Genomic DNA, 21,467 nt, shown 5'->3' on the forward strand with positions numbered 1-21,467 from the left:
CTCTCAGAACTATTGGAGTTAACAATGAGTGATCTGCCGAGAATCTTCATTGCGTCGTCTCGCGAGTCCCTTCAAGTTGCTGATCCGTATTTCGCCCCCAACGCGGCTTGAGGTTCTACAATGCCGTCTTTAGAAACGGCTGATTTGTTGTCATGACTGCCCGCCTGCGCGAAATCCCCTACAACTACACCTCGTTCTCCGACCGCGAAATCGTCATTCGCCTGCTGGGGGACGATGCCTGGCGCGTGCTCGAAAGCCTGCGCGCGGAGCGCGTCACCGGCCGTTCGGCGCGCATGCTCTACGAAGTGCTGGGCGACATCTGGGTGGTGCAGCGCAATCCCTATCTCGAAGACGACCTGCTCGCCAATCCGAATCGACGCGATGCGCTGGTCGAAGCCCTGCGCCATCGCCTGCGCGAAATCGACAAGCGCCGCGGCGGCAACGAGCGCGTGGCGCAGCTATTGACGGCGGCGACCGGGGCGGTCGAACGTTTCGAGCGGCACTTTGTCGACACCGCGCAGCGGCGCAAAAAAGTCATGCGCCTGCTGGCGCGGCACACGCGCCGTGACAACATCCGCTTTGACGGTTTGAGCCGCGTGTCGCATGTGACGGATGCCACCGACTGGCGCGTCGAGTATCCCTTCGTCGTGCTCTGTCCCGATAGCGAGGAAGAAATCGCGCCGCTGGTGCGTGACTGCATCGAACTCGGCCTCACCATCATTCCGCGCGGCGGTGGCACTGGCTACACCGGCGGCGCGGTGCCGCTGACACCGCTGTCGGCCGTGATCAACACCGAAAAGCTGATCGACCTCGGCACTGTGGAGATGAAGACGCTGCCGGGAACAGATCGTCCCTATGCCACGGTATTCACCGGTGCCGGGCTGGTGACGCGGCGCGTGATGGAGGCGGCCGAAAACGCCGGCTTCGTCTTCGCCTGCGACCCGACCTCGGCCGATGCTTCCTGCATCGGCGGCAACATTGCCATGAACGCGGGCGGCAAAAAGGCGGTGCTGTGGGGCACCGCGCTCGACAATCTGGCGTCGTGGAAGATGGTGATGCCGGACGGCAACTGGTTGCTGGTCGAACGCATTAACCACAACCTGGGCAAGATCCACGATCAGGACATGGCGACTTTCCGCCTCACGCGCAGCAACGATCGCGGCGACAAGTTGGGTGAAGAGACCTTGCACATCTTCGGCGCGCAATTTCGCCGCATCGGACTGGGCAAGGATGTCACCGACAAGTTTCTCGGCGGCCTGCCCGGCGTGCAGAAGGAAGGCTGCGACGGCATCATCACCTCGGCGGTGTGGATCCTGCACAAGATGCCGCCGGTGACGCGTACCGTCTGTCTCGAATTCTTCGGCCAGGTGCGCGAAGCCGTGCCGTCGATTGTCGAAATCACCGAATACCTCAAGACCAAACCCGGTGGTGCCATTCTGGCCGGTCTCGAACATCTCGACGAGCGCTACGTCAAGGCCGTCGGCTACGCGACCAAGGCCAAACGGCATGGCCGGCCCAAGATGGTGCTGATCGGCGACATCGTCGGCGACGATGAAAATGCGGTGATGACGGCCTGCTCGGAAGTGGTGCGCTTTGCCAACGCGCGCGGCGGCGAAGGCTTTATCGCGGTATCTGCCGAGACGCGCAAGAAATTCTGGCTCGATCGTGGCCGCACCGCGGCCATCTCGAAACATACCAACGCCTTCAAGGTCAATGAGGACGTGGTGATCCCCTTGCCGCGCATGGGCGATTATTGCGACGGCATTGAGCGCATCAACATCGAGCTGTCGATCAGGAACAAGCTCGACTTGTGCGACGCGCTGCGCGAATTCTTCCGCGGCGACCTGCCCGTGGCCGTGGGCGATACCGGCCTCGACCGGGACGAACTGCTCGGCGACCGCCGCGAAAGTGCGCTGGAGCTGATTGCCACGGTGCGCACGCGCTGGCAGTGGCTGCTCGACAGTCTTGACCTGCCGCTGGCGACGGCCGAAAAGGCCTTCGTGGAACTGGGCATCGAAGCCGCGCCGCTGACCAATAACGCTTCCCAGCCGACATTGTTCCACCGCCTGCAGGACTATTCGGTGCGCATCTCGTGGAAGAAGGAAGTCAAGCGCCCGCTCGAAATCATTTTCGACGGCGGCGTGTACCGGCCAATTTACGAACGCATGGAGGCGGTGCAGAAGGAAGTGCTGCGCGGCCGCGTCTTCGTCGCCCTGCACATGCATGCCGGCGACGGCAATGTGCACACCAATATCCCGGTAAACTCGGACAACTACGCCATGCTGCAAACCGCCAACACGGCGGTGGCGCGCATCATGAAACTGGCGCGTTCGCTCGACGGCGTGATTTCCGGCGAACATGGCATTGGCATCACCAAGTTCGAATACCTCAGTGACGAAGAGATTCGGCCCTTCCGCGACTACAAGCAGAAAGTCGATCCCGAAGGCCGCTTCAACAAGGGCAAGCTGTTGCCGGGCAGCGACCTGGCCAATGCGTATACGCCGTCGTTTGCGCTGCTCGGCGTCGAGTCGCTGATCATGGAGCAATCGGAAATCGGCAAGATTGCCGATTCGATCAAGGATTGCCTGCGCTGCGGCAAGTGCAAGCCGGTATGCACGACGCATGTGCCGCGCGCCAACCTGCTCTACAGCCCGCGCGACAAGATTCTCGGCACCGGCCTGCTGATCGAGGCCTTCCTCTACGAAGAGCAGACGCGGCGCGGTGTTTCATTGCAGCACTTCGACGAGTTCGCCGATGTGGCCGACCACTGCACGGTGTGCCACAAGTGCGTGACTCCCTGCCCGGTGGATATCGACTTCGGCGATGTCTCGATCGCGATGCGCAATTTCCTGCGCGTGCAGGGCAAGAAGAAATTCAATCCCGGCACGGCGGTGGCGATGGCCTTCCTCAACGCCACCGATCCGACGACGATCAAGCTGATTCGCGGCCTGCTGATCCAGTTCGGCTCGAAACTGCAGCGTGCCACCTATCGCGTCGGCAAGGCGTTCGGCCTCATCCAGGCGTCAACGCGGCATCCGGCGGCAACCCTGGGCCGCGCGCCGCTCCGGGCGCAGGTGATCCACTTCATCAACAAGCCGATGCCGCGCCATGTGCCGGCGCGCACCTCGCGCGCCATGCTCGATGTCGAGGATGACAAAACCATTCCCGTGATCCGCGATCCGAAGAAGAGCGCGGAAGAGTCGGAAGCCGTCTTTTACTTCCCCGGCTGTGGTTCGGAGCGGCTGTTCTCGCAGGTGGGACTGGCGACGCAGGCCATGCTCTTTGATCTCGGCGCCACCACGGTGCTGCCGCCGGGCTACCTGTGCTGCGGCTATCCGCAGATCGCGACCGGCGACGAGGAGAAAGGGCAGGCCATCACCACCGGCAACCGCGTGCTGTTCCATCGCGTCGCCAACACGCTCAACTATCTCGACATCAAGACCGTCATCGTCTCCTGCGGCACCTGCATGGATCAATTGCAGAAATACGAGTTCGAGAAAATCTTCCCCGGCTGCCGCCTGCTCGACATCCATGAATATCTGATGGAGAAGGGCGTCAAGCTCGATGGCGTGAAAGGCGTGCGCTACATGTACCACGATCCCTGCCATGCGCCGATGAAAACGCACAACCCGCTCAAGGTGGTGAACCAGCTCATGGGTCAGCCGGTGGCGCTGAACGACCGCTGCTGCGGCGAATCCGGCAGCTTTGCCGCGACACGGCCCGACATCGCGACCCAGACGCGCTTTCGCAAGGAAGAGGAAATGCGCGGCGGTGCCGACAAGTTGCGCGCCGACGGCTTCACGGGGGACGTGAAAATCCTGACTTCCTGTCCGTCATGCCTGCAGGGGCTGCAACGCTACAACGACGACGCGGGCACCACGGCCGACTACATCGTGGTCGAGATGGCCAAGGCCCTGCTCGGCGACAAGTGGATCGAGAACTATGTGCATGCCGCCAATAATGGCGGGATCGAACGCGTATTGCTGTAGGCAGGCCGAAGCCTACTGATAGCGCAGTGCCTCGATCGGGTCGAGGCGGGCGGCTTTCTTCGCCGGGTAAAAGCCGAAGAAGATGCCGACCGCCGCTGCGACGCCGAAGGCGGTCAGCACCGAACTGCCGGAGATGATGACAGCGATATCGAACAGTTTATTGACGATCAGCGCCGCGCCGATCCCCAGCAGCAGACCGATGAAACAGCCGACGATGGAGATGATGACGGCCTCCATCAGGAATTGCAGCAGGATGTCGCGCTCACGGGCGCCGATGGCCATGCGGATGCCGATTTCGCGCGTGCGCTCGGTGACCGAGACGAGCATGATGTTCATGATGCCGATGCCGCCGACCAGCAGCGATACCGAGGCAATGGCGCCGAGCAGCAGCGACATGATGCGCGCGGTTTCGGCGGCGGAGTTCGCCATTGCCGTCAGGTTGCGCACCGAGAAATCGTCATCCTGGCCTTCGCGGATGCGGTGGCGCTGGTGCAGCAGCAGGTTGATCGATTTCTCGACTGCCGGCATCACTTCCGCCGAGGTCGCCTGGATGTTGATCAGACGCACCGAGCCCTGGAACTGGGTGCCGAACACCTTGCGCTGCGCCGTGGTGAGCGGCATCAGGATGGTGTCGTCCTGATCGCGGCCGTCGAGGCTCTGACCCTTCACCCCCAGCACGCCGACCACGACGAAGGGATTGTTGCGCACGCGAATGGTTTTGCCGATCGGGTCTTCGTCGCCGAACAGGTTGTTGACGACGGTCTGGCCCAGCAGCGCAACGCGCGTGGCCGAGCGCAGATCGGAATCAGTGAAAGGAAATCCCTCGGCCACCGTCCAGTTGCGGATGTCGAGATAGGACGGCGTGGTGCCATAGGCCGCCGTGCCCCAGTTGTTGCTGCCATACACGACTTGAACCGTGCCGGGATGGATCGGGGCCACGGTCTGCACGCCGGGCAGTTCGGCGATCGCGTCGGCATCGGCGACGGTGAGCGTCGGCGCCGCGCCGCCGCCCATGCGCACGCCGCCCGCGGTGGTCGAACCGGAAAGCGCGATGAACATGTTCGACCCCATCGACTCGATCGAGGCTTTGACTGTCTCCTGTGCGCCCTGGCCGATAGCCATCATCAGCACCACGGCGAAGACGCCGATCACCATGCCGAGCATGGTGAGGAAGGTGCGCAATTTGTTTGCGCCCATGGCGTGCCAGGCCTGGCCGAACAGGGTGGCGATCATGGCACTGCAGCCTTTGCGTCGATGACGCTATCGTGGACAATCAACCCATCCTTGAAACGCACCTGTCGCTTGGCATGGGCGGCGACATCGGGTTCATGCGTCACCAGCACGACGGTGATGCCCTCGCGATTGAGGGCTTCGAACAGCGCCATGATTTCCTCGCTGGTTTGGCTGTCGAGATTGCCGGTCGGCTCGTCGGCGAGGATCAGGCGCGGCGCGCTCACCAGCGCGCGGGCGATGGCGACGCGCTGCTGCTGGCCGCCGGAAATGCGATTGGGCAAGGATTGGGCATACTGGCCGAGGCCGACTTTTCCCAGTTGCTGGCGGGCGCGGCGGTGGCGTTCTTCCCGATTGACGTGCGAATAAACCAGGGGCAGGGCGACGTTGTCTTCGAGGTTGATGCGCGGCAGCAGGTTGAAGCCCTGGAACACGAAGCCGATGGTGCGGTTGCGCACCAGCGCCAGCCGGTCGCGGTTCATCGTCGCCACGTCGTGGCCGTCCAGCACATATTCGCCGCTGCTCGGCTTGTCGAGACAGCCGAGGATGTTCATGAAGGTTGATTTCCCCGAGCCCGAGGGTCCCATGATGGCGACAAATTCGCCGGGCGCGATATCCAGGTCCACCCCCTTCAGCGCGGGGAAGGCTCCGGCGGCGGTTTCGTAGGACTTGGTCAGCCCGGCGACGTGGATCAGCATGGTGAGTGTGAATAACGGGCACGCGGCGGAGTCTCGAACCGCTCACAACTGTATGCAGAGATTTCCCTGACAATCGAGCGTAACGAGCAAATCAGCCGCCCCCGCCCCGGGACGGGAACAGGGGGATGGGGGGCGTTCAATTCGCTTTTGCGCTTTTTTATCATCTTGGGCAACAATTACTCCTGCATGCGCGTTAAAACATCCGCATGCGCGGTGTATTGCCGGAGGCATTGCCGGTGGCCGGCAGGTTTTCACCGATGATCACTATATTGCCGGGCTTCAGTTCGCCAGTCAGCACTTCGGTATTGCGGTTGTCGGTGATGCCGATCGTGATGTTTATTGCGCGTGGCTTGCCGGCATCGAGTACATACACGACCGCGCTACTGGCATCGCGCTTCTTTTTTGACCCATTGTTGCGCTTGGGGTCGGTTTTCGCCGGCTTCAGATCCGCTGGCTTGTAGCGCAGCGCGGCGTTGGGTACCGTAAGCACATCGTTGCGCTGATTGACCATGATATTCACATAGGCCGTCATGCCGGGCAGCAGCGTCTGATCCGGGTTGTCGACCGCGACCACCACGTCGTAGGTCACCACATTGGATTGCGTCGTCGGGTTGAGTCGGACCTGCTTGACGCTGCCCTGAAAGCTGCGGTTGGGAAAGGCATCGACATTGAAGCGCACCGGTTGGCCGACCTTGATGGCACCGATGTCGGCTTCGGCGAAGCTCGAATCGATCTGCATCTTTGACAGGTCCTGCGCGATCTTGAACAGCGTCGGCGTCTGGAAGCTCGCCGCCACGGTCTGGCCGATGTCGATCTGGCGGTCGACGACGACGCCCGACACCGGCGAGCGGATCACCGAATAATCGAGATTGGCGCGATCCTTCCGTACCTGTGAGGCATATTGTTCGACCTGCGCCTGCGCCGACTTCTTTGCCTGCACCGCCGAATCGAGATCCTGCTGTGATGCGTATTCCTGCTTGAACAGGCTCTGCATGCGCCTTTCGTTGGCTACGGCCAGATCGAGCGTGGCACGGGCACTGCGCAGCGTGGCTTCGCTCTGTCCGAGTTGCGAACTGAACAATATGTCATCGAGTTCGGCGAGCACCTGCCCCTTCTGCACGTGGTCGTTGAAATCGACATGCAATTTTTTCACCGTACCCGAGACCTGGGTGCCGACGCTGACCAGGATCACCGGGTTCAGGGTGCCGTTGGCCGAGACGCTGCGTATCACATCGCCACGCTCAATGGCTTGTGTCTTGTAGCGCGCCTCGACGCCGTTGCCGCGCGAGACGGACCACCAGGCCGCGGCCGCGACGAGAGCGACAAGCAATACGGCAACCGCCATGGTTGTTTTTTTGGGGAACTTCATGGTTTTGCTCTTTCATCGAGAGAGTCGATCAGCCTGCGATCCAGCGTGCCCATGGCTTGCGCCAGCGCGGTGCGCGCGACGTTCCAACTGTAGAGCGACTGCACGCGCTGCTGCTGCGCGCTGGCCAGCGCGCTTTGGGCGTTGAGCACATCAAGGATATTGCCCATGCCGGCCTTGTAGCGGCCGAGCGCCATGCGTTGCGACTGCTCGGCGCTGGCGAGCAGATCGGCGCTGCTGCGCACGGTTTGCGTCGCCGTGGTCAGCGACTGGTAGCCGTTCCAGACATCGAGCGCGACCTTCAGCTTGAGCTGTTCGCTTTGCGCTTCGCTGGCCTGCGCCTGGGCTTCGGCGGCGCGCACTTTGTAAGTGGTGCTGAAGCCGGAAAACAGGGGAATGCCGACGGTTACGCCAAGCGCGGAACTGCGTGCATCGGGCAGCCTGCCGCCGCGCGTTTCGCTGCCGCTGATGCCGAGCGAGACGCTTGGCCGTCCGCTGGCGCGTGCGACATCCACCGCTGCCTGTGCCGCCTGTGCCTGTGCCTGTGCCGCGCGCAGATCGGGCCGGTGTTGCACGGCCTCATCGATGAGTTGGGCGACTCCTGCCTCGAACTGACCCAGTGCTGGCACAGCGGCCTGCGCTGCAAGCTGCAATGGCGTGGCGGCGGAGAGGCCCATGGTGTTGGCGAGTATGCCTTGCGCATTCTTGAAGTCGCCATCGGCCCTGATGCGATTAAGCGTGGCCTGCGACCAGGCGGTCTGCGCCTGCAGTTTGTCGGCCGGGGTCGCCGCGCCGGCCTTGTAGCGCGCTTCAGCGGCATGGAAACTTTCCTGCGCCGCCTTTTCGGCTTCCAGCGCTGCGTCGCTTGCCGCCTGCGTTGCCTGCAACTGGTAATACGCCTGCACGGCGGCGAGGAACAGCGCTTGCACCGTGGCATCCTGGCTGGCATTGGCGGCCTCCAGCAATTGACGCGCGTTTTTCAAACTTGCTTCGCGGCCACCGAAATCGTAGATCAGCCAGGATAACGACAGACCGTAATTGCGCTGATTGGATGTCACCGGCGCAGTCAGCACGCCGCCGCGATTGTTGCTGTGGCTGGCTGCAATGCTGCCATCCAGCGTCGGTAGCCAGGCTGCCTCGGCAAGCCCGACACCAGCCGCCCGGGCGCGGGCGCTGGCCCACACTTCGCGTGTTTGCGGATTGCCGCAGAGTGTCGCGTTGACCACGTCGGACAGCGTCAGCGCCGTTGCGGGTAGCGCCGGACAGGGCTGGAATTGGCCGTCTTTCCCCAGCGCCTGTGAGGGTGGCGGGGGCAACAGCTCAGCAGTAGAGAACGGATCAGCAACGCCTGTAGCATATCCCGGCACGGCCAACAAGACGAAACCGGCGCAAAATGCGGTACAAATTAACAGACGTATTGGCATGGCGGTAGTGTAATGGCGTCCCCACCGGACTTGTGGTGAATTTGTTACCAAGCGTTGCGTCCTGTCAATATCGCTGCGGAGCCTGCCTACACTTTGATTATGACAAATCAAAAATCAGATGACCTTGACTGCCCCCTTTGTAGCGGCGTCGGCGGCGAACTTCTGTTCGAGGACGCCATTTGCCGCGTGGTGCTGGTGAGCGGCGAAGAGGGCAGGTCATTCCCCGGTTTCTGCCGCGTGGTCGGCACTCGCCATGTGCGTGAAATGAGCGACCTGTCTGCAGCAGAACAGCGGCGTCTGCTCGACGTGGTGCTGGCGACGGAACGCGCGATTCGCGCGGTGCAACAGCCCGACAAGATGAACCTCGCCAGTCTTGGCAATGTGGTGCCGCATGTGCACTGGCACGTCATCCCGCGCTGGAGGGACGACAGCCATTTCCCCGGCCCGATCTGGACCGCTGCGCAACGTGCCGGCAAAATGCGTAAACCCGTGGATAGGAATGCGTTGCACAATGCACTCCATGCAGCTCTGAAGACCACCTGAAATCAGGAGGAAACACGGAATGAGTTTCGACCTGCCGCCTCTTGATGGAACCGCGATGCCCGCCTTTGTAACGGCGGACGATTGCAAGCGCTGGCTGGATGAGCAGACGCAGACCAAACCGGTGGTTTTGCAAGGCCAGTTGTGCGAACAGATCGAACTCCTTAACCGGCAGGCGGTTATGCCGCGCGAACGCTTCGGCATTCTCGAAACGCTACGGCCGCAAATTGCTTTCGTGCAGGAAGAGGTGTCCAAGCATTATGCCGCGAAACCGCTGCCCTTCCTTGCGTCTGAGGCGGAAGCCTTTGCCGCGACGGCGGCCTTGTGGCAGGCGGTGGTGGTCGGCTATTTGCGCTGTCTCGACGATGCGAGCGCTGACGCGGTAGCGGAACAAACCCAGGCCACACTGGCGGAACGCGTTCTGGCAACCTTGCATGCCGCGCAGATCGACAGCGTGCGTGGCTACACCCAGTCCGGCAGCCGGCATTGGTCGCGTTTGCATCAATCGCTGGCTTTTGCCGAACGGCTTGGTGCCGCCACGATGCCGGTGAACGACAAGGCGCGCTATGGCGAACAGGAGGCCGTGACGCCGCTTTCCGTATATGCCGAGGCGATGCTGCTGGATACTGCCAGCGCTCACGAATTTTCGGCGCGTCAGTTGAAATGGGTAGTGCGCTGGGCGCGGCGCTGGTCGGGCAAGCTGGTTTTGCGCAATGATCTGCCCACCGACCTGCGGGCGGTGCCGCTCAACATCGATCTGGACTCGGCGCTGCCACCGAGTCCGTTACCGATCAGGAATGCGGGCCAGGCGCGCTTTCTCGATACGTCCGAACTCGCCGCCAGCATCCAGGCGCGCCTTGCGGCCCTGGCTGAAGGCCGCCCGCCCGCCAAGTTGCAACTGGGCGATGATTGCCCGCAACCGGAGTGCGAACAGATGCTGCGCCACCTGTACCAACGCTGGTGCAAGGGCGGCACGCAACGACCGACCGACCGCCATGCCACGAGCGAGGTGATCGAACTTGCCGCCGGCTTCGAGCCGATCTGGTTTCAGATTTCAGGCAATCCTTTCAAGCCGCCGAGCGCCCGTTCCAGTGACGAAATATTGCGCCACGAGCGCGAGGAACTTGCCACTTTTGGCGATATCAGAGGTCGGCACGACACGACTACGACCGACTTGGGCAAGCTGCGCGCGGTATCGAACTGGCAGAGCGTCAACGAAGGCGCGACAGGCTTGCGCCTGGTGCGCACTGCGAATGCCGGCGGCATTCGCATCGGTGCCGGCCAGTTGATCGCCGTCAAAAAGCCCGACGCTGCCGCATTTTCGCCGGCCAGCGTGAGTTGGCTGATGCTTGATGATGGAGGGTTGTTGCATGCCGGTGTGCAACTCATGCCCGGCGCGGCGACGGCAGTCGCCGTTCGCAATGCCGGCCTCAATGTGGCGAAGGAAAAATGGCATCCCGCTTTCCTGCTGACTGCAGATCAATTGCCATTGCAGATGGTGTTGCCCGCGGGCATGTTTCGCACCGGCCGCATAATCGAGGTCGCGGGCGGACCGGCCAGGCAATACAAGTTGACGCAACTGGTCGAGGGCAGTGACCACTTCGAAAGAGTGGTGGTGGGATGAGTTGGCCCCGGCTCGGCAAAAGCCAAGTCCCTGCGCGGGATCCAGGTCCATCTTGGGATGGCACCGCAATTGACTTAGAATCGGCCCATGACTGATCTTGACCACGACACCCCGATTCCCACCGAAATCAAGCTGCATCAGGCATCGCACCTGATGGAGATTGCGTTTTCGAACGGCGCGCATTTTCAGTTGCCTTACGAATTCCTGCGCGTGTTCAGCCCTTCGGCTGAAGTGAGTGGTCATGGACCCGGACAGGAGGTGTTGCAGACCGGCAAGCGCAATGTCGCCATCGCCAGTGTCGAGCCGGTCGGCAACTACGGCATCCAGCCCCTGTTCTCGGATGGGCATAACAGCGGCATCTATTCATGGGATCTGCTCTACGAACTGGGAACCAACCAGGAAAGCCTGTGGCAGGAATATCTCGCCCGCCTGGAAGCGGCGGGGGCAAGCCGCGACATCGATACGACAACGGCGGCATCTGCACCCACCAAAGGTTGCGGAAAGCACGGATGAAAGAATTGACATGAGCGATACCCATTTCGGTTTCAAGACCGTGGCCGAAGAAGAAAAAGCGCAGCATGTCGCCGGCGTATTCTCTTCCGTGGCCCAGAAATACGATGTGATGAACGACCTCATGTCGGCCGGTCTGCATCGTCTGTGGAAGCGCTTCGCCATTGAACTGTCGGGCGTGCGTGCCGGACAGCGCGTGCTCGATGTCGCCGGTGGCACGGCGGATTTGTCGCGTGCCTTCCTCAAACGCACCGGGCCGTCCGGCGAAGTCTGGCTGACCGACATCAACAATGCCATGCTCACCGTCGGCCGCGACCGTCTGCTCGACAGGGGCATCTTGACGCCGACGGCGCAGTGCGATGCGGAAAAACTGCCGTTTCCCGCCAATTATTTCGATTGCGTCAGCGTTGCTTTCGGACTGCGCAACATGACGCACAAGGATCGGGCGCTGGCCGAGATGCAGCGCGTCCTGCGTCCTGGCGGCCGCCTGCTGGTGCTGGAATTTTCCAAGGTCTGGGGACCACTGGAAAAAATCTACGATCTGTATTCCTTCAAGGTGTTGCCCTGGTTGGGAGAAAAAATCGCGCATGATGCCGAAAGCTACCGTTACCTGGCGGAGTCGATCCGCATGCACCCGGACCAGAAAACACTCAAAACCATGATGGAACAGGCCGGTTTTTCGCGCGTCGAGTATTTCAATCTGACCGGCGGCGTCGTCGCCTTGCACCGCGGCTACAAGCTGTAATGCGCATGATCGCCAGCGTCACTCTCACCGCTTTTTCACGCTAAGCTTGCCCGGGCTGCACTTGCCTAGTTCTGGCAACGGCGCTTATCATGCGCCGCTCATTGCCCGGAAACCCATATGAGCAAGCAACTGATCATTGCCGAAAAACCTTCTGTTGCGCAGGATATCGCCAAGGCGCTGGGCGGTTTCACGCGCGAGGGCGACTATTTCGAGAGCGACGAATATGTGCTTTCCTCCGCCGTCGGCCATCTGCTGGAACTGGCGGTGCCGGAGGAATACGACGTCAAGCGCGGCAAATGGAGCTTCACCCATCTGCCCATGATTCCGCCGCGCTTCACGCTCAATCCGATCGAAAAAACCGCCGATCGCCTGCGCCTGCTGACACGGCTGGCCAAGCGCAAGGATGTCGCCGCGCTGATCAATGCCTGTGACGCGGGGCGCGAGGGCGAACTGATTTTCCGCTACGTGATGCAACATGCGCTGGGCGAAAAGGTCAAGCCGATCCGGCGCCTCTGGTTGCAATCGATGACGGCGACTTCGATCCGCGACGGCTTTGCCCATCTGCGCAGCAACGAAGAGATGCTGCCGCTGGCCGATGCCGCGCGCTGCCGTTCCGAGGCCGACTGGCTGATCGGCATCAACGGCACGCGGGCGATGACCGCCTTCAATTCCAAGGAGGGGGGGTTCTACAAGACCCCGGTCGGCCGCGTGCAGACGCCGACGCTGGCGATCCTGGTCGAACGCGAAAAACGCATTCGCGAGTTCCAGTCGCGCGATTACTGGGAAGTCGAGGCGGAGTTCAAATGTGTCGCTGGCCTTTATCGCGGACGCTGGTTCGACGAGAAATTCAGGAAAGCCGACGACGAGCACGCCAAGGCAGAACGGCTGTGGGAGCAAGCCAGGGCCGAGGCCATCCGCAGCAAGTGTCTCGGCAAGCATGGCGCGGTCGAGGAAGAGAGCAAGCCCAAAACCGAGGCCTGTCCGATGCTCTACGACCTCACCAGCTTGCAGCGCGATGCCAACGGCCGCTTCGGCTTCTCGGCGAAAAATACCTTGGGCCTGGCACAGGCGCTATACGAGCGGCATAAGGTGCTGACCTACCCGCGTACCGACGCGCGGCAACTGCCCGAGGATTACATCGCGACGGTGAAAGAGACGCTGGGCAATCTCGCAGATACGGCATATGGCAAGTTCGCCAGCCATATTCTCAAAAGCGGCTGGGTACATCCGAACAAGCGCATTTTCAACAACGCCAAGATATCGGATCACTTTGCCATTGTACCCACCGGCGTGGTGCCGAAGAGTCTCTCCGAACCGGAACAAAAACTTTACGACTTGGTCATGAAGCGCTTCCTGGCGATCTTCTATCCGGCCGCCGAATACAACATCACGACGCGCATCACCCGTGTCGAGGGCGAAGCCTTCAAGACCGAGGGCAAGGTGCTGGTCACGGCGGGCTGGCTTGCCGTGTATGGACGTGAAGCGCAGGGCAGTGAGGAAGAGACGCCGAACCTGCCGCCGCTGGAGCCCAAGGAAAGGGTCTGGGCCAACGATGTCGAGGTCAAGGCCAAGGCAACCCAGCCGCCGCCGCGGTTCAATGAGGCGACGCTGCTCTCGGCCATGGAAGGCGCCGGCAAGCTGGTCGAGGACGATGAGTTGCGCGAAGCGATGGCGGAACGCGGTCTTGGCACCCCAGCGACGCGCGCCGCCACCATCGAAGGACTGATCGCCGAGGAATACGTGCACCGCAACGGGCGCGAGTTGCAGGCCACCGCCAAGGCCTTCTCGCTATTGTTCGCGCTGGAAAATCTTGGCGTCGACGAAATCCGCTCGCCGGAACTGACCGGCGAATGGGAGCACAAACTCAAGCAGATGGAACACGGTCAGCTTGGGCGCGACGAGTTCATGAGCCACATCGTTTCCAAGACCCAGGAAATGGTGAACAGCATCAAGCACGGCGAGTTGCCGGACGCGGCTTTCGGCACCCTGAAAACGCCCTGCCCGCGCTGCGGCGGCCAGATCAAGGAGGGCTACAAGAAGTTCGAGTGCCAGGGTTGCGACTACAAGTTGTGGAAGGTCGTTGCCAGCCGCCAGTGGGAACCGGAGGAAATGGACGAACTATTGAGCAAGGGCGTGATCGGCCCGGTGCAGGGTTTTCGCAGCAAGATGGGCCGCGCCTTCGCCGCCATGGTGAAGCTGAATGCCGACAAGATGCCGGAGTTCGATTTTGGCCAGGGCAATGAGGGCGATGCGGAGGAAGTCGACTTCAGCGCGCAGCAGACGCTGGGCAACTGCCCCAAATGCGGCGCCCGCATTTTCGAGCATGGCATGAGCTACGTCTGCGAAAAATCCGTCGGACCGAACAAGAGTTGCGATTTTCGTTCCGGCAAGGTGATCCTGCAACAGGAAATTTCGCGCGCCGAAATGCAAAAGCTGCTGGAAACCGGCAAAACCAGCCTGTTGAAGGACTTCATTTCATCGCGCACGCGGCGCAAGTTTTCTGCTTACCTGGTGCGCGGCGCCGATGGCAAGGTCGGGTTCGAGTTCGAGGCCAGAACTCCCAAAGCGGCGCCAAAGGCCGCCGCAAAATCGGCAACCGCGAGCAAGGCTGCGGTCGACGTTCCCGAGACAAAACCGGCGGCGAAAACGGCGAAGAAGCGCGCCAGCAAGAAATAGCCGCTCCAAGCTATTGGAACTTCTGCGCCACGCTCGGGCTATTTCGATTTGATGGCCCTGGTGCCCGGCAGCCGGCAGTCGAGCAGGGCCTTGCGCACCACGTCGATGGCGCGGTAGCGCGGGTAGGTAGCGCGCCATACCAGTGCCACGCGCCGCGTTGGCTGCGGCTCGGCGAAGGGCCGCACGCACAGCAGCGGATCTTTCGGACTGATGCCGTCGACGGCCGAGGCCGGCATCACCGTGACGCCGATGCCGCTTGCGACCATGAGACGTATGGTTTCGAGCGAACCGCCTTCGAGAATATGCGGCAAGGTTCCAAGCTGCTGGCTCGCCGGAGAACACAGATCCAGCACCTGATCGCGGAAACAGTTGCCGGGCCCGAGCATGAGCAGTTGCGTCTCCAGCAGTACCGAGGCTTTCACTGCTTTCTGTTCCGCCAGCGGACTGTCGATCGGACAGAGCAAACGGAACGCTTCGTCATATACGGGCTGTGCGACCAGACCCGGCTCGTCGACAGGCAGCGCCATGATGCCGATGTCGAGTTCGCCGGACTTGATCCTGGCCAGCAGATTCACCGTAAAATTTTCCTCGATGATCAGCGGCATCGCTGGCGCGCGCTGTTTGAGCAACGGCACCAGCTTCGGCAGCAGGTAGGGCGCGATGGTATAGATGCAGCCGAGCCGCAGTACTCCGGCGAGCGGATCCTTGCCGGCGCCGGCCACCTCCGCCACCCGCAACACTTCGCTCAACACGCGTTCCGCCTGCGCGGCGACGGCGGCGCCGATCCCGGTCACCCTGACTTCGTTGGCCGCGCGCTCGAAGAGGATCACCCCCAGCTCGTCTTCCAGTTTCTTGATGGCCACGCTCAGCGTTGGTTGCGACACGGAGCATTTGTCCGCGGCGCGGCCGAAATGGCGTTCGTGCGCCAGCGCAATGACATAGCGAAGTTCGGTAAGCGTCATGGCGCGATTATGCCAAAGCCGGCGCCGGCATGTTTTGTCATGAGTGTGAAAGATGGCAATGAATGTCTCAACATTCCGGCACTACTTGGCCGGGGATCGATCTGCTATCGCAAATTTCCGGCATTTAGGCAGTGATAGTTTCCGGCAATTTATGTAATCCGTCCGGCAATTCCAGTCCGCATTCTGGCCAGCGGCGAAATTGAGCTTCTCGCGCATTGTGGTACTTCGTGGTCTGGCTCAAGGCGAAGTCAAGCTGAACACAGCGGTCGATCTCATCAGGGCATCAAGGTCATAAGGAACGTGTGCGAAGGTAGGCAAATGTGCATAGGTCCCGATAATGACTCTCTGAAACCCGTCACCCCCGGGGATGTTGCGAGCATCGATCAGATGTCGATGCAGATCTTGCCGAAATGCTTGCCCGTCTCCTGATAGCGGAAAGCGTCCGCCAGGCCTTCCAGCGGGAAGCTCTTGTCCAGCACCGGCTTGATGCCGTTGGCCTCGATGGCGCGGATCATGTCGAGCTGGTGACAACGGCTGCCGACCGCAAGGCCGATGATCCTCAGCTCGCTGATCAACATCTGCGCAACCGGCACTTCCCCGGACATACCAGTGAGAACACCGATCACGGCGATGTGTCCGCCTCGGCGGCAGGCAGTCATGGATTGCGGCAGATTGCCGACGCCGCCGACTTCCACAACGTGGTCCACGCCGCGCCCGCCGGTCAGGTCCCTGGCCGCGGCGCCCCAGTTTTTCGTAGTGCGATAGTTGATCAGGTGATCGGCGCCGAGGGCTTTGAGGCGTTCGAGCTTTTCGTCCGACGACGAGGTTGCAATTACCGTCGCACCGCAGGCCTTGGCGAACTGTAGGGCGAAGATCGAAACGCCGCCCGTACCCTGCACCAGCACTACGTCGCCAGCCTTGATGTTGCCGTTCACCACCAACGCGCGCCATGCCGTGACACCGGCGCAGGTGAGGGTCGCCGCTTCCTTGTGGCTGTAACCGGCCGGGACGTGAGTAAAGCAATTCGCCTTGGTGACCACCAACTCGCGGGAATAGCCGTCGATGCCGTCACCGGGCACCGAGGCGAAACCGGTGACGAGCGGGTCGCCGTCGGCCCAGTCGGTAAAGAAAGTCGACACCACCGCATCGCCCACGGCGAATTCGGTGACTGCCGAACCGACGGCCACGACTTCGCCTGCGCCATCCGACATCAGGATGCGTCCGTCATCCGAAGGCATCTTGCCGACCGCGATCAGGTAATCGTGAAAATTGAGCGAGCTGGCTCGCAGACGGACCTTGATTTCATCGGGCCCAGGAGCTCCGGGCTCGGCAAGCGTGGACACATAAAGATTGTTGAGGCCGCCAGGTTTCTTGACTTGTACTGCTTTCATGACTTTTTCTCCGTGGGTACGAAATGGGTGACCCGGCAAATAAGCGCTGTTGCACTGGAACCCCCGTTGGTTTCCGGATTGAAATTCCCGGAAAACTTGGACTGGATTGGGCCGGTCACGTCAACAGGAATTGCCCGATTTGCGCAAGCCGTATTGAGCAGTAATTATCGTCCAAGAAGCACAGCCAGAAAGATATTTCATTGCTTATGTGACCTGTCAGATGTAATACTAATTTTCGTACCTATGTCCGCTATGCGGTCAGTAGGTGACACTGAATCAACAGAGGCCAGAATCGACAATGAGAGCGCGCTTGCGCGGAGGGCGTTCTGGAGCGGGCGAAGGGAGTCGAACCCTCTTCATGAGCTTGGGAAGCTCAGGTAATGCCGTTATACGACGCCCGCAACAGTGCGCATTTTACGGGGATACCAGTGTTGCGGCAAATTGTTGTGATTACTGGGATCGCTGCCTTGCCGGCGATCGGAGCAGTTAAACCATCAGCATCGTATGACGCAAGAGGATAGCCTCCGGGCATCAACCGCAATCCCAGCGCCTTTGGACGGTGCAACAGAATGTTCCGTGCGCGGCAAGCAGTTTGGCAAGCTGATGAAAAGGGTTCGCATGCTAGAATTCTTCACCCCATGAACAGCATCATTACGCTCAACGGCGAAAAGCGGCCGCTCGGCCAGATCGCCACCGTTGCCGCACTGCTCGACAGCCTCGGACACGGCGGCAAGCGCGTGGCGGTCGAGAAGAACGGCGAGATTGTGCCCAAGAGCCTGCATCCTGTAACCCGGCTCGCGGATGGTGACCGCATCGAGATTGTGGTTGCCGTCGGCGGCGGTTAAACCCATTCAAAATGAATACTACTGACCCGCTTATCATCGCCGGCAAGTCCTACAGTTCGCGTCTGCTGGTTGGTACCGGCAAGTACAAGGATTTCGCGCAGACGCGTGAGGCGATCGTCGCCTCCGGCGCGCAGATCGTCACCGTGGCGATCCGCCGCACCAACATCGGCCAGGACCCGAACCAGCCCTCGCTGCTCGACGCCTTGCCGCCTTCCGAATTCACTTATCTGCCCAATACCGCGGGCTGTTTCAGCGCCGACGATGCGGTGCGCACCCTGCGCCTGGCGCGCGAACTGCTGGATGGCCACGAGCTGGTCAAGCTCGAAGTGCTGGGCGACAAGGAAACGCTGTTCCCCAACATGCCGGAGACGCTCAAGGCCGCCGAGACGCTGGTCAAGGAAGGCTTCAAGGTCATGGTTTATTGTTCCGACGACCCGATCCAGGCAAAGATGCTCGAAGATATCGGCTGCGTCGCCGTGATGCCGTTGGCATCGCTGATCGGTTCCGGCATGGGCATCCTCAACCCGTGGAACCTCAGGCTCATCATCGATCAGGCGAAGGTGCCGGTGCTGGTGGATGCCGGCGTCGGCACGGCGTCCGATGCGGCGATCGCGTTGGAGCTCGGCTGCGACGGCGTGCTGATGAATACGGCCATCGCGCTGGCGCGCGACCCGGTGCTGATGGCGGGCGCCATGAAAAAGGCGGTGGAGGCCGGGCGCGAAGCATGGCGCGCCGGGCGCATGCCGAAAAAATTATATGCCGCCAGCCCGAGTTCGCCGACGGCGGGATTGATCGGCAGTTGAAATCCCTCTTCGTCCTGTTCTGGACGTTGTTGGCCGCGCTGCCACTGCATGCCGAGACTCCGCAATTGGTTCAGCGGCAGCAGGGTTATGCCATCGACAATCCGCGCGTGCTGGTGCAGCAACGCCTGTTCGGCCTTGCCCACGGGATCGCCCTGCTCGCGGCGACCTGCGGGCGCGAACCCGCTTATCGCGAAACGCTGCCGCCGGTCTATGCCGAATGGCAGGAGCGGCAGGAGTCGACCATCGCGGCGAGTCAGCGCGACCTGGCGCGCTATTACTTCCGCGACCGCGCCCTCGAAGCCACACGCCGCGACATCGCGCACGCGCTCAAGCTCAAGGACAGTCTCTCCCTCAAGCCTGGATCGCAAGACCTGCATGCGGCCTGCGCTACCTTTGTCGAAGCGCTGGGCAAACCGCGCTATGACCTGGGGCGGCAATACTTGATGCTGTCGTTGGCCTGGCGGCTTTCCGAAGCAATGGCCACGGAAGCCCGGGTAGAAGCCTGTCGCGCCAGGCTACCCGTCGAGGAAACCGCGCGCCTCGATGAGTCGGCGCTTCTGTGGCAGCAGGCCTTCGATGCCGGCATCGAGGAAGCGAAGAAAACACTGGCGCAGCGCTGGGACGATGTGCAACTCGATGGCACATTCGACGAATGGATGGCGCGTGCGCGCGAGGACGGAAAACGCAGCGCCGTGGCGGAACGCTGCAACACCCTGGCCCAATGGCTGCTGACACGAAAAGCCGATCCCGATGACGCATTCAACACCGAGCCCTGAAGACCCCGCGCCGCAGCGCAACCATATCCGCAGCTTCGTGTTGCGCCAGGGCCGCGTCTCCAACGCGCAGCAGCGCTATTACGACGAGGGCATGCCGCGCTGGGGAATCGTCTACCAGCCTGCGCTGCTCGATTTGAGCGGGGTGTTTGGTACCCATGCGCCGCTGATACTTGAAATCGGTTGCGGCATGGGCGAGACGACGGCAATGATTGCCGCGGCGCGGCCGGAGTGCAATTTCATCGGCATCGAAGTGCATACCCCGGGCGTCGGCTCCCTGCTCAAGGAAATCGCCACGCGCGAACTGAACAATCTGCGCGTGATCCAGCACGACGCGGTCGAGGTGGTGCGCGACATGATCGCGCCGGGGACGCTGGCCGGGATTCACATTTTCTTTCCTGATCCCTGGCCGAAGAAACGTCACCACAAGCGGCGCCTGATCCAGCCGGCCTTCGTGCATCAACTGGCGCTGCGCCTCGCGCCGTGCGGTTATATCCACTGCGCCACCGACTGGGAAGAGTATGCATTGCAGATGCTGGAAGTTTTCTCGGGCGAAGCGTTATTGCAAAATACCGCGCGCGGTTTTGCGCTGCGCCCGGGCTACCGGCCGCAGACCAAGTTCGAAACGCGAGGCCTGCGTCTCGGTCACGGCGTCTGGGACGTGATCTTTACTCGTCGCCCGGCAGAAAGCGCCGCAACAGCGCGTTGAGAAAACGCTGGCCGCGCACGGTCGGGGCGATATGTTCGGCAGACACCTTGAGCAAGCCTTCGTCTTGGGCTGCCAGCAGCAGGTTTTGTATTCCGGCCAGTGCCAGCCCGGTGCGTTCCGCATACAACCGCGGCGGGAAACCCTCGCACAGCCGCAGCGCGTTCATCATGAATTCGAAGGGTAATTCGCTGCCGCCCACGCTGCGGCGTTCCAGCGCGAACTCGCCACGTGCCGCGGCCTGAAGATAGTCGCGCGGCTGCTTGCGCCGCGTTTCGCGCACTACGCCCAAGTGCGAGGTGAGCTTGCCGTGGGCGCCGGCTCCGATGCCGAGATAGTCGCCGAAGGTCCAGTAGTTGAGATTGTGTCGGCAACGCCAATTTGGTCTGGCGAAGGCCGAGGTCTCGTAATGTTCATGGCCGGCAGCGGCAAGCACCGCCTCCACCATCTCCTGCATGTCGGCGCAAAGATCGTCGTCGGGCAGCGGCGGCGGCGCATGGTGGAACGGCGTGTTCGGTTCCAGCGTCAGGTGGTAGGCAGACAAATGCATGGTAGCGAAACCGAGCGCGGTTTCAACGTCGCGTTGTGCCTGTTCCAGCGTCTGCTGCGGCAGGCCATACATCAGGTCGAGGTTGATGTTGTCGAAATGCCGTTGCGCCATATCGATGGCGCGCTTTGCCTCGTCGGCCGAGTGAATGCGGCCCAATGCCTGGAGCATGATGTCATCGAAGCTCTGGATGCCGAGCGAAATGCGGTTGATGCCCGCCGCACGAAAACCTTCGAACTTGCGGGCTTCCACCGTGCCGGGATTGGCTTCGAGCGTGATTTCAGCATCGGGCAGCAAAGAGACGCGGGCGCGCACGGCGGCAAGTAGGGTGTCGAATGCTTCCGGCATGAACAGGCTGGGCGTGCCGCCGCCGATGAAAATGCTCGATACCGGGCGGCCCCAGATTTGCGGTAGCGCCGCTTCGAGATCGGCGATCAGGGCGGCGATGTATTCCGCTTGCGGCAGGACGCCGCGCAGTTCGTGCGAGTTGAAATCGCAATAGGGACATTTGCGCACGCACCAGGGGATATGCACGTAGAGCGCCAGTGGCGGCGGGGCGGGGAAGCCGGGGGCGTCATCGTGTTTCGCCGCGATGGGAATGACGGGATGGCTCATGGTGAAAACCCTAAAGGCATTTA

The 21,467-nt window shown here is 61.6% G+C and carries 17 protein-coding genes and 1 tRNA gene; 10 read left to right on the forward strand and 8 right to left on the reverse strand.

Annotated features, from left to right (window positions below):
- The first annotated feature begins 152 nt into the window (after positions 1 to 152).
- The gene (locus tag K5E80_RS13510) at positions 153 to 3,989 is read left to right on the forward strand and encodes a DUF3683 domain-containing protein (protein ID WP_220636651.1); all 3,837 of its coding nucleotides are present in this window, start codon (positions 153 to 155) and stop codon (positions 3,987 to 3,989) included.
- Between the two features lie 12 nt (positions 3,990 to 4,001).
- Here the strand turns inward: K5E80_RS13510 and K5E80_RS13515 are convergent, their stop codons facing one another.
- The 4 genes from K5E80_RS13515 to K5E80_RS13530 all read right to left on the reverse strand — a co-directional run bounded on the left by K5E80_RS13515 (position 4,002) and on the right by K5E80_RS13530 (position 8,599).
- Complete coding sequence (locus K5E80_RS13515) at positions 4,002 to 5,222, reverse strand: ABC transporter permease (RefSeq protein WP_220636652.1); 1,221 nt, start codon at positions 5,220 to 5,222, stop codon at positions 4,002 to 4,004.
- Complete coding sequence (locus K5E80_RS13520) at positions 5,219 to 5,917, reverse strand: ABC transporter ATP-binding protein (RefSeq protein ID WP_220636653.1); 699 nt, start codon at positions 5,915 to 5,917, stop codon at positions 5,219 to 5,221. Before K5E80_RS13520 ends, K5E80_RS13515 begins: the two co-directional genes overlap by 4 nt.
- Before the next feature lie 193 nt (positions 5,918 to 6,110).
- Positions 6,111 to 7,286 carry an efflux RND transporter periplasmic adaptor subunit gene (locus K5E80_RS13525; RefSeq protein ID WP_220636654.1) on the reverse strand — a complete coding sequence of 392 codons (1,176 nt, stop codon included), beginning with the start codon at positions 7,284 to 7,286 and terminating at the stop codon, positions 6,111 to 6,113.
- Entirely contained in the window at positions 7,283 to 8,599 is a 1,317-nt protein-coding gene (locus tag K5E80_RS13530; protein WP_220636655.1) for a TolC family protein, read from the reverse strand. The genes K5E80_RS13525 and K5E80_RS13530 overlap by 4 nt, the downstream gene beginning before the upstream one ends.
- 207 nt (positions 8,600 to 8,806) lie before the next feature.
- Here K5E80_RS13530 and K5E80_RS13535 point away from each other — a divergent pair, with 207 nt between their 5' ends.
- The 5 genes from K5E80_RS13535 to K5E80_RS13555 all read left to right on the forward strand — a co-directional run bounded on the left by K5E80_RS13535 (position 8,807) and on the right by K5E80_RS13555 (position 14,802).
- On the forward strand, positions 8,807 to 9,250 hold the full coding sequence (locus K5E80_RS13535; protein WP_220636656.1) for an HIT family protein: 444 nt from the start codon (positions 8,807 to 8,809) through the stop codon (positions 9,248 to 9,250).
- A gap of 19 nt (positions 9,251 to 9,269) precedes the next feature.
- A complete protein-coding gene (locus K5E80_RS13540; RefSeq protein ID WP_220636657.1) occupies positions 9,270 to 10,871 on the forward strand; it encodes a hypothetical protein in 1,602 nt (533 codons plus the stop codon).
- Positions 10,872 to 10,958: 87 nt separating this feature from the next.
- Positions 10,959 to 11,384 (forward strand): gamma-butyrobetaine hydroxylase family protein, encoded by a 426-nt coding sequence (locus tag K5E80_RS13545; RefSeq protein WP_220636658.1) that lies wholly within the window; start codon positions 10,959 to 10,961, stop codon positions 11,382 to 11,384.
- Between the two features lie 10 nt (positions 11,385 to 11,394).
- Complete coding sequence (ubiE, locus tag K5E80_RS13550) at positions 11,395 to 12,126, forward strand: bifunctional demethylmenaquinone methyltransferase/2-methoxy-6-polyprenyl-1,4-benzoquinol methylase UbiE (protein WP_220636659.1); 732 nt, start codon at positions 11,395 to 11,397, stop codon at positions 12,124 to 12,126.
- A gap of 117 nt (positions 12,127 to 12,243) precedes the next feature.
- Complete coding sequence (locus tag K5E80_RS13555) at positions 12,244 to 14,802, forward strand: DNA topoisomerase III (RefSeq protein WP_220636660.1); 2,559 nt, start codon at positions 12,244 to 12,246, stop codon at positions 14,800 to 14,802.
- Positions 14,803 to 14,840: 38 nt separating this feature from the next.
- Here the strand turns inward: K5E80_RS13555 and K5E80_RS13560 are convergent, their stop codons facing one another.
- The 3 genes from K5E80_RS13560 to K5E80_RS13570 all read right to left on the reverse strand — a co-directional run bounded on the left by K5E80_RS13560 (position 14,841) and on the right by K5E80_RS13570 (position 17,556).
- On the reverse strand, positions 14,841 to 15,764 hold the full coding sequence (locus tag K5E80_RS13560) for a hydrogen peroxide-inducible genes activator (RefSeq protein WP_220636661.1): 924 nt from the start codon (positions 15,762 to 15,764) through the stop codon (positions 14,841 to 14,843).
- Positions 15,765 to 16,147: 383 nt separating this feature from the next.
- Positions 16,148 to 17,155 carry a zinc-dependent alcohol dehydrogenase family protein gene (locus K5E80_RS13565; protein ID WP_220636662.1) on the reverse strand — a complete coding sequence of 336 codons (1,008 nt, stop codon included), beginning with the start codon at positions 17,153 to 17,155 and terminating at the stop codon, positions 16,148 to 16,150.
- Positions 17,156 to 17,482: 327 nt separating this feature from the next.
- Positions 17,483 to 17,556, reverse strand: a tRNA-Gly gene (locus K5E80_RS13570).
- A gap of 237 nt (positions 17,557 to 17,793) precedes the next feature.
- On the opposite strand from K5E80_RS13570, the gene thiS reads away from it, so the two are divergent.
- The 4 genes from thiS to trmB are packed head-to-tail and all read left to right on the forward strand — an operon-like array spanning position 17,794 to position 20,285.
- Positions 17,794 to 18,000, forward strand: a complete 207-nt coding sequence (gene thiS / locus K5E80_RS13575; RefSeq protein ID WP_220636663.1) for a sulfur carrier protein ThiS — start codon at positions 17,794 to 17,796, stop codon at positions 17,998 to 18,000.
- Positions 18,001 to 18,011: 11 nt separating this feature from the next.
- Positions 18,012 to 18,803, forward strand: coding sequence for a thiazole synthase (locus K5E80_RS13580; RefSeq protein WP_220636664.1), 792 nt, complete (start codon positions 18,012 to 18,014; stop codon positions 18,801 to 18,803).
- Entirely contained in the window at positions 18,800 to 19,579 is a 780-nt protein-coding gene (locus tag K5E80_RS13585; protein WP_220636665.1) for a hypothetical protein, read from the forward strand. Before K5E80_RS13580 ends, K5E80_RS13585 begins: the two co-directional genes overlap by 4 nt.
- Entirely contained in the window at positions 19,554 to 20,285 is a 732-nt protein-coding gene (gene trmB, locus K5E80_RS13590) for a tRNA (guanosine(46)-N7)-methyltransferase TrmB (RefSeq protein WP_220636666.1), read from the forward strand. The genes K5E80_RS13585 and trmB overlap by 26 nt, the downstream gene beginning before the upstream one ends.
- Here trmB and hemW read toward each other — a convergent pair.
- Complete coding sequence (hemW, locus tag K5E80_RS13595) at positions 20,245 to 21,444, reverse strand: radical SAM family heme chaperone HemW (RefSeq protein WP_220636667.1); 1,200 nt, start codon at positions 21,442 to 21,444, stop codon at positions 20,245 to 20,247. The genes trmB and hemW overlap by 41 nt on opposite strands.
- Positions 21,445 to 21,467 lie beyond the last annotated feature (23 nt).

Origin of the sequence: Georgfuchsia toluolica (assembly GCF_907163265.1) — a bacterium.
GTDB lineage: Bacteria > Pseudomonadota > Gammaproteobacteria > Burkholderiales > Rhodocyclaceae > Georgfuchsia > Georgfuchsia toluolica.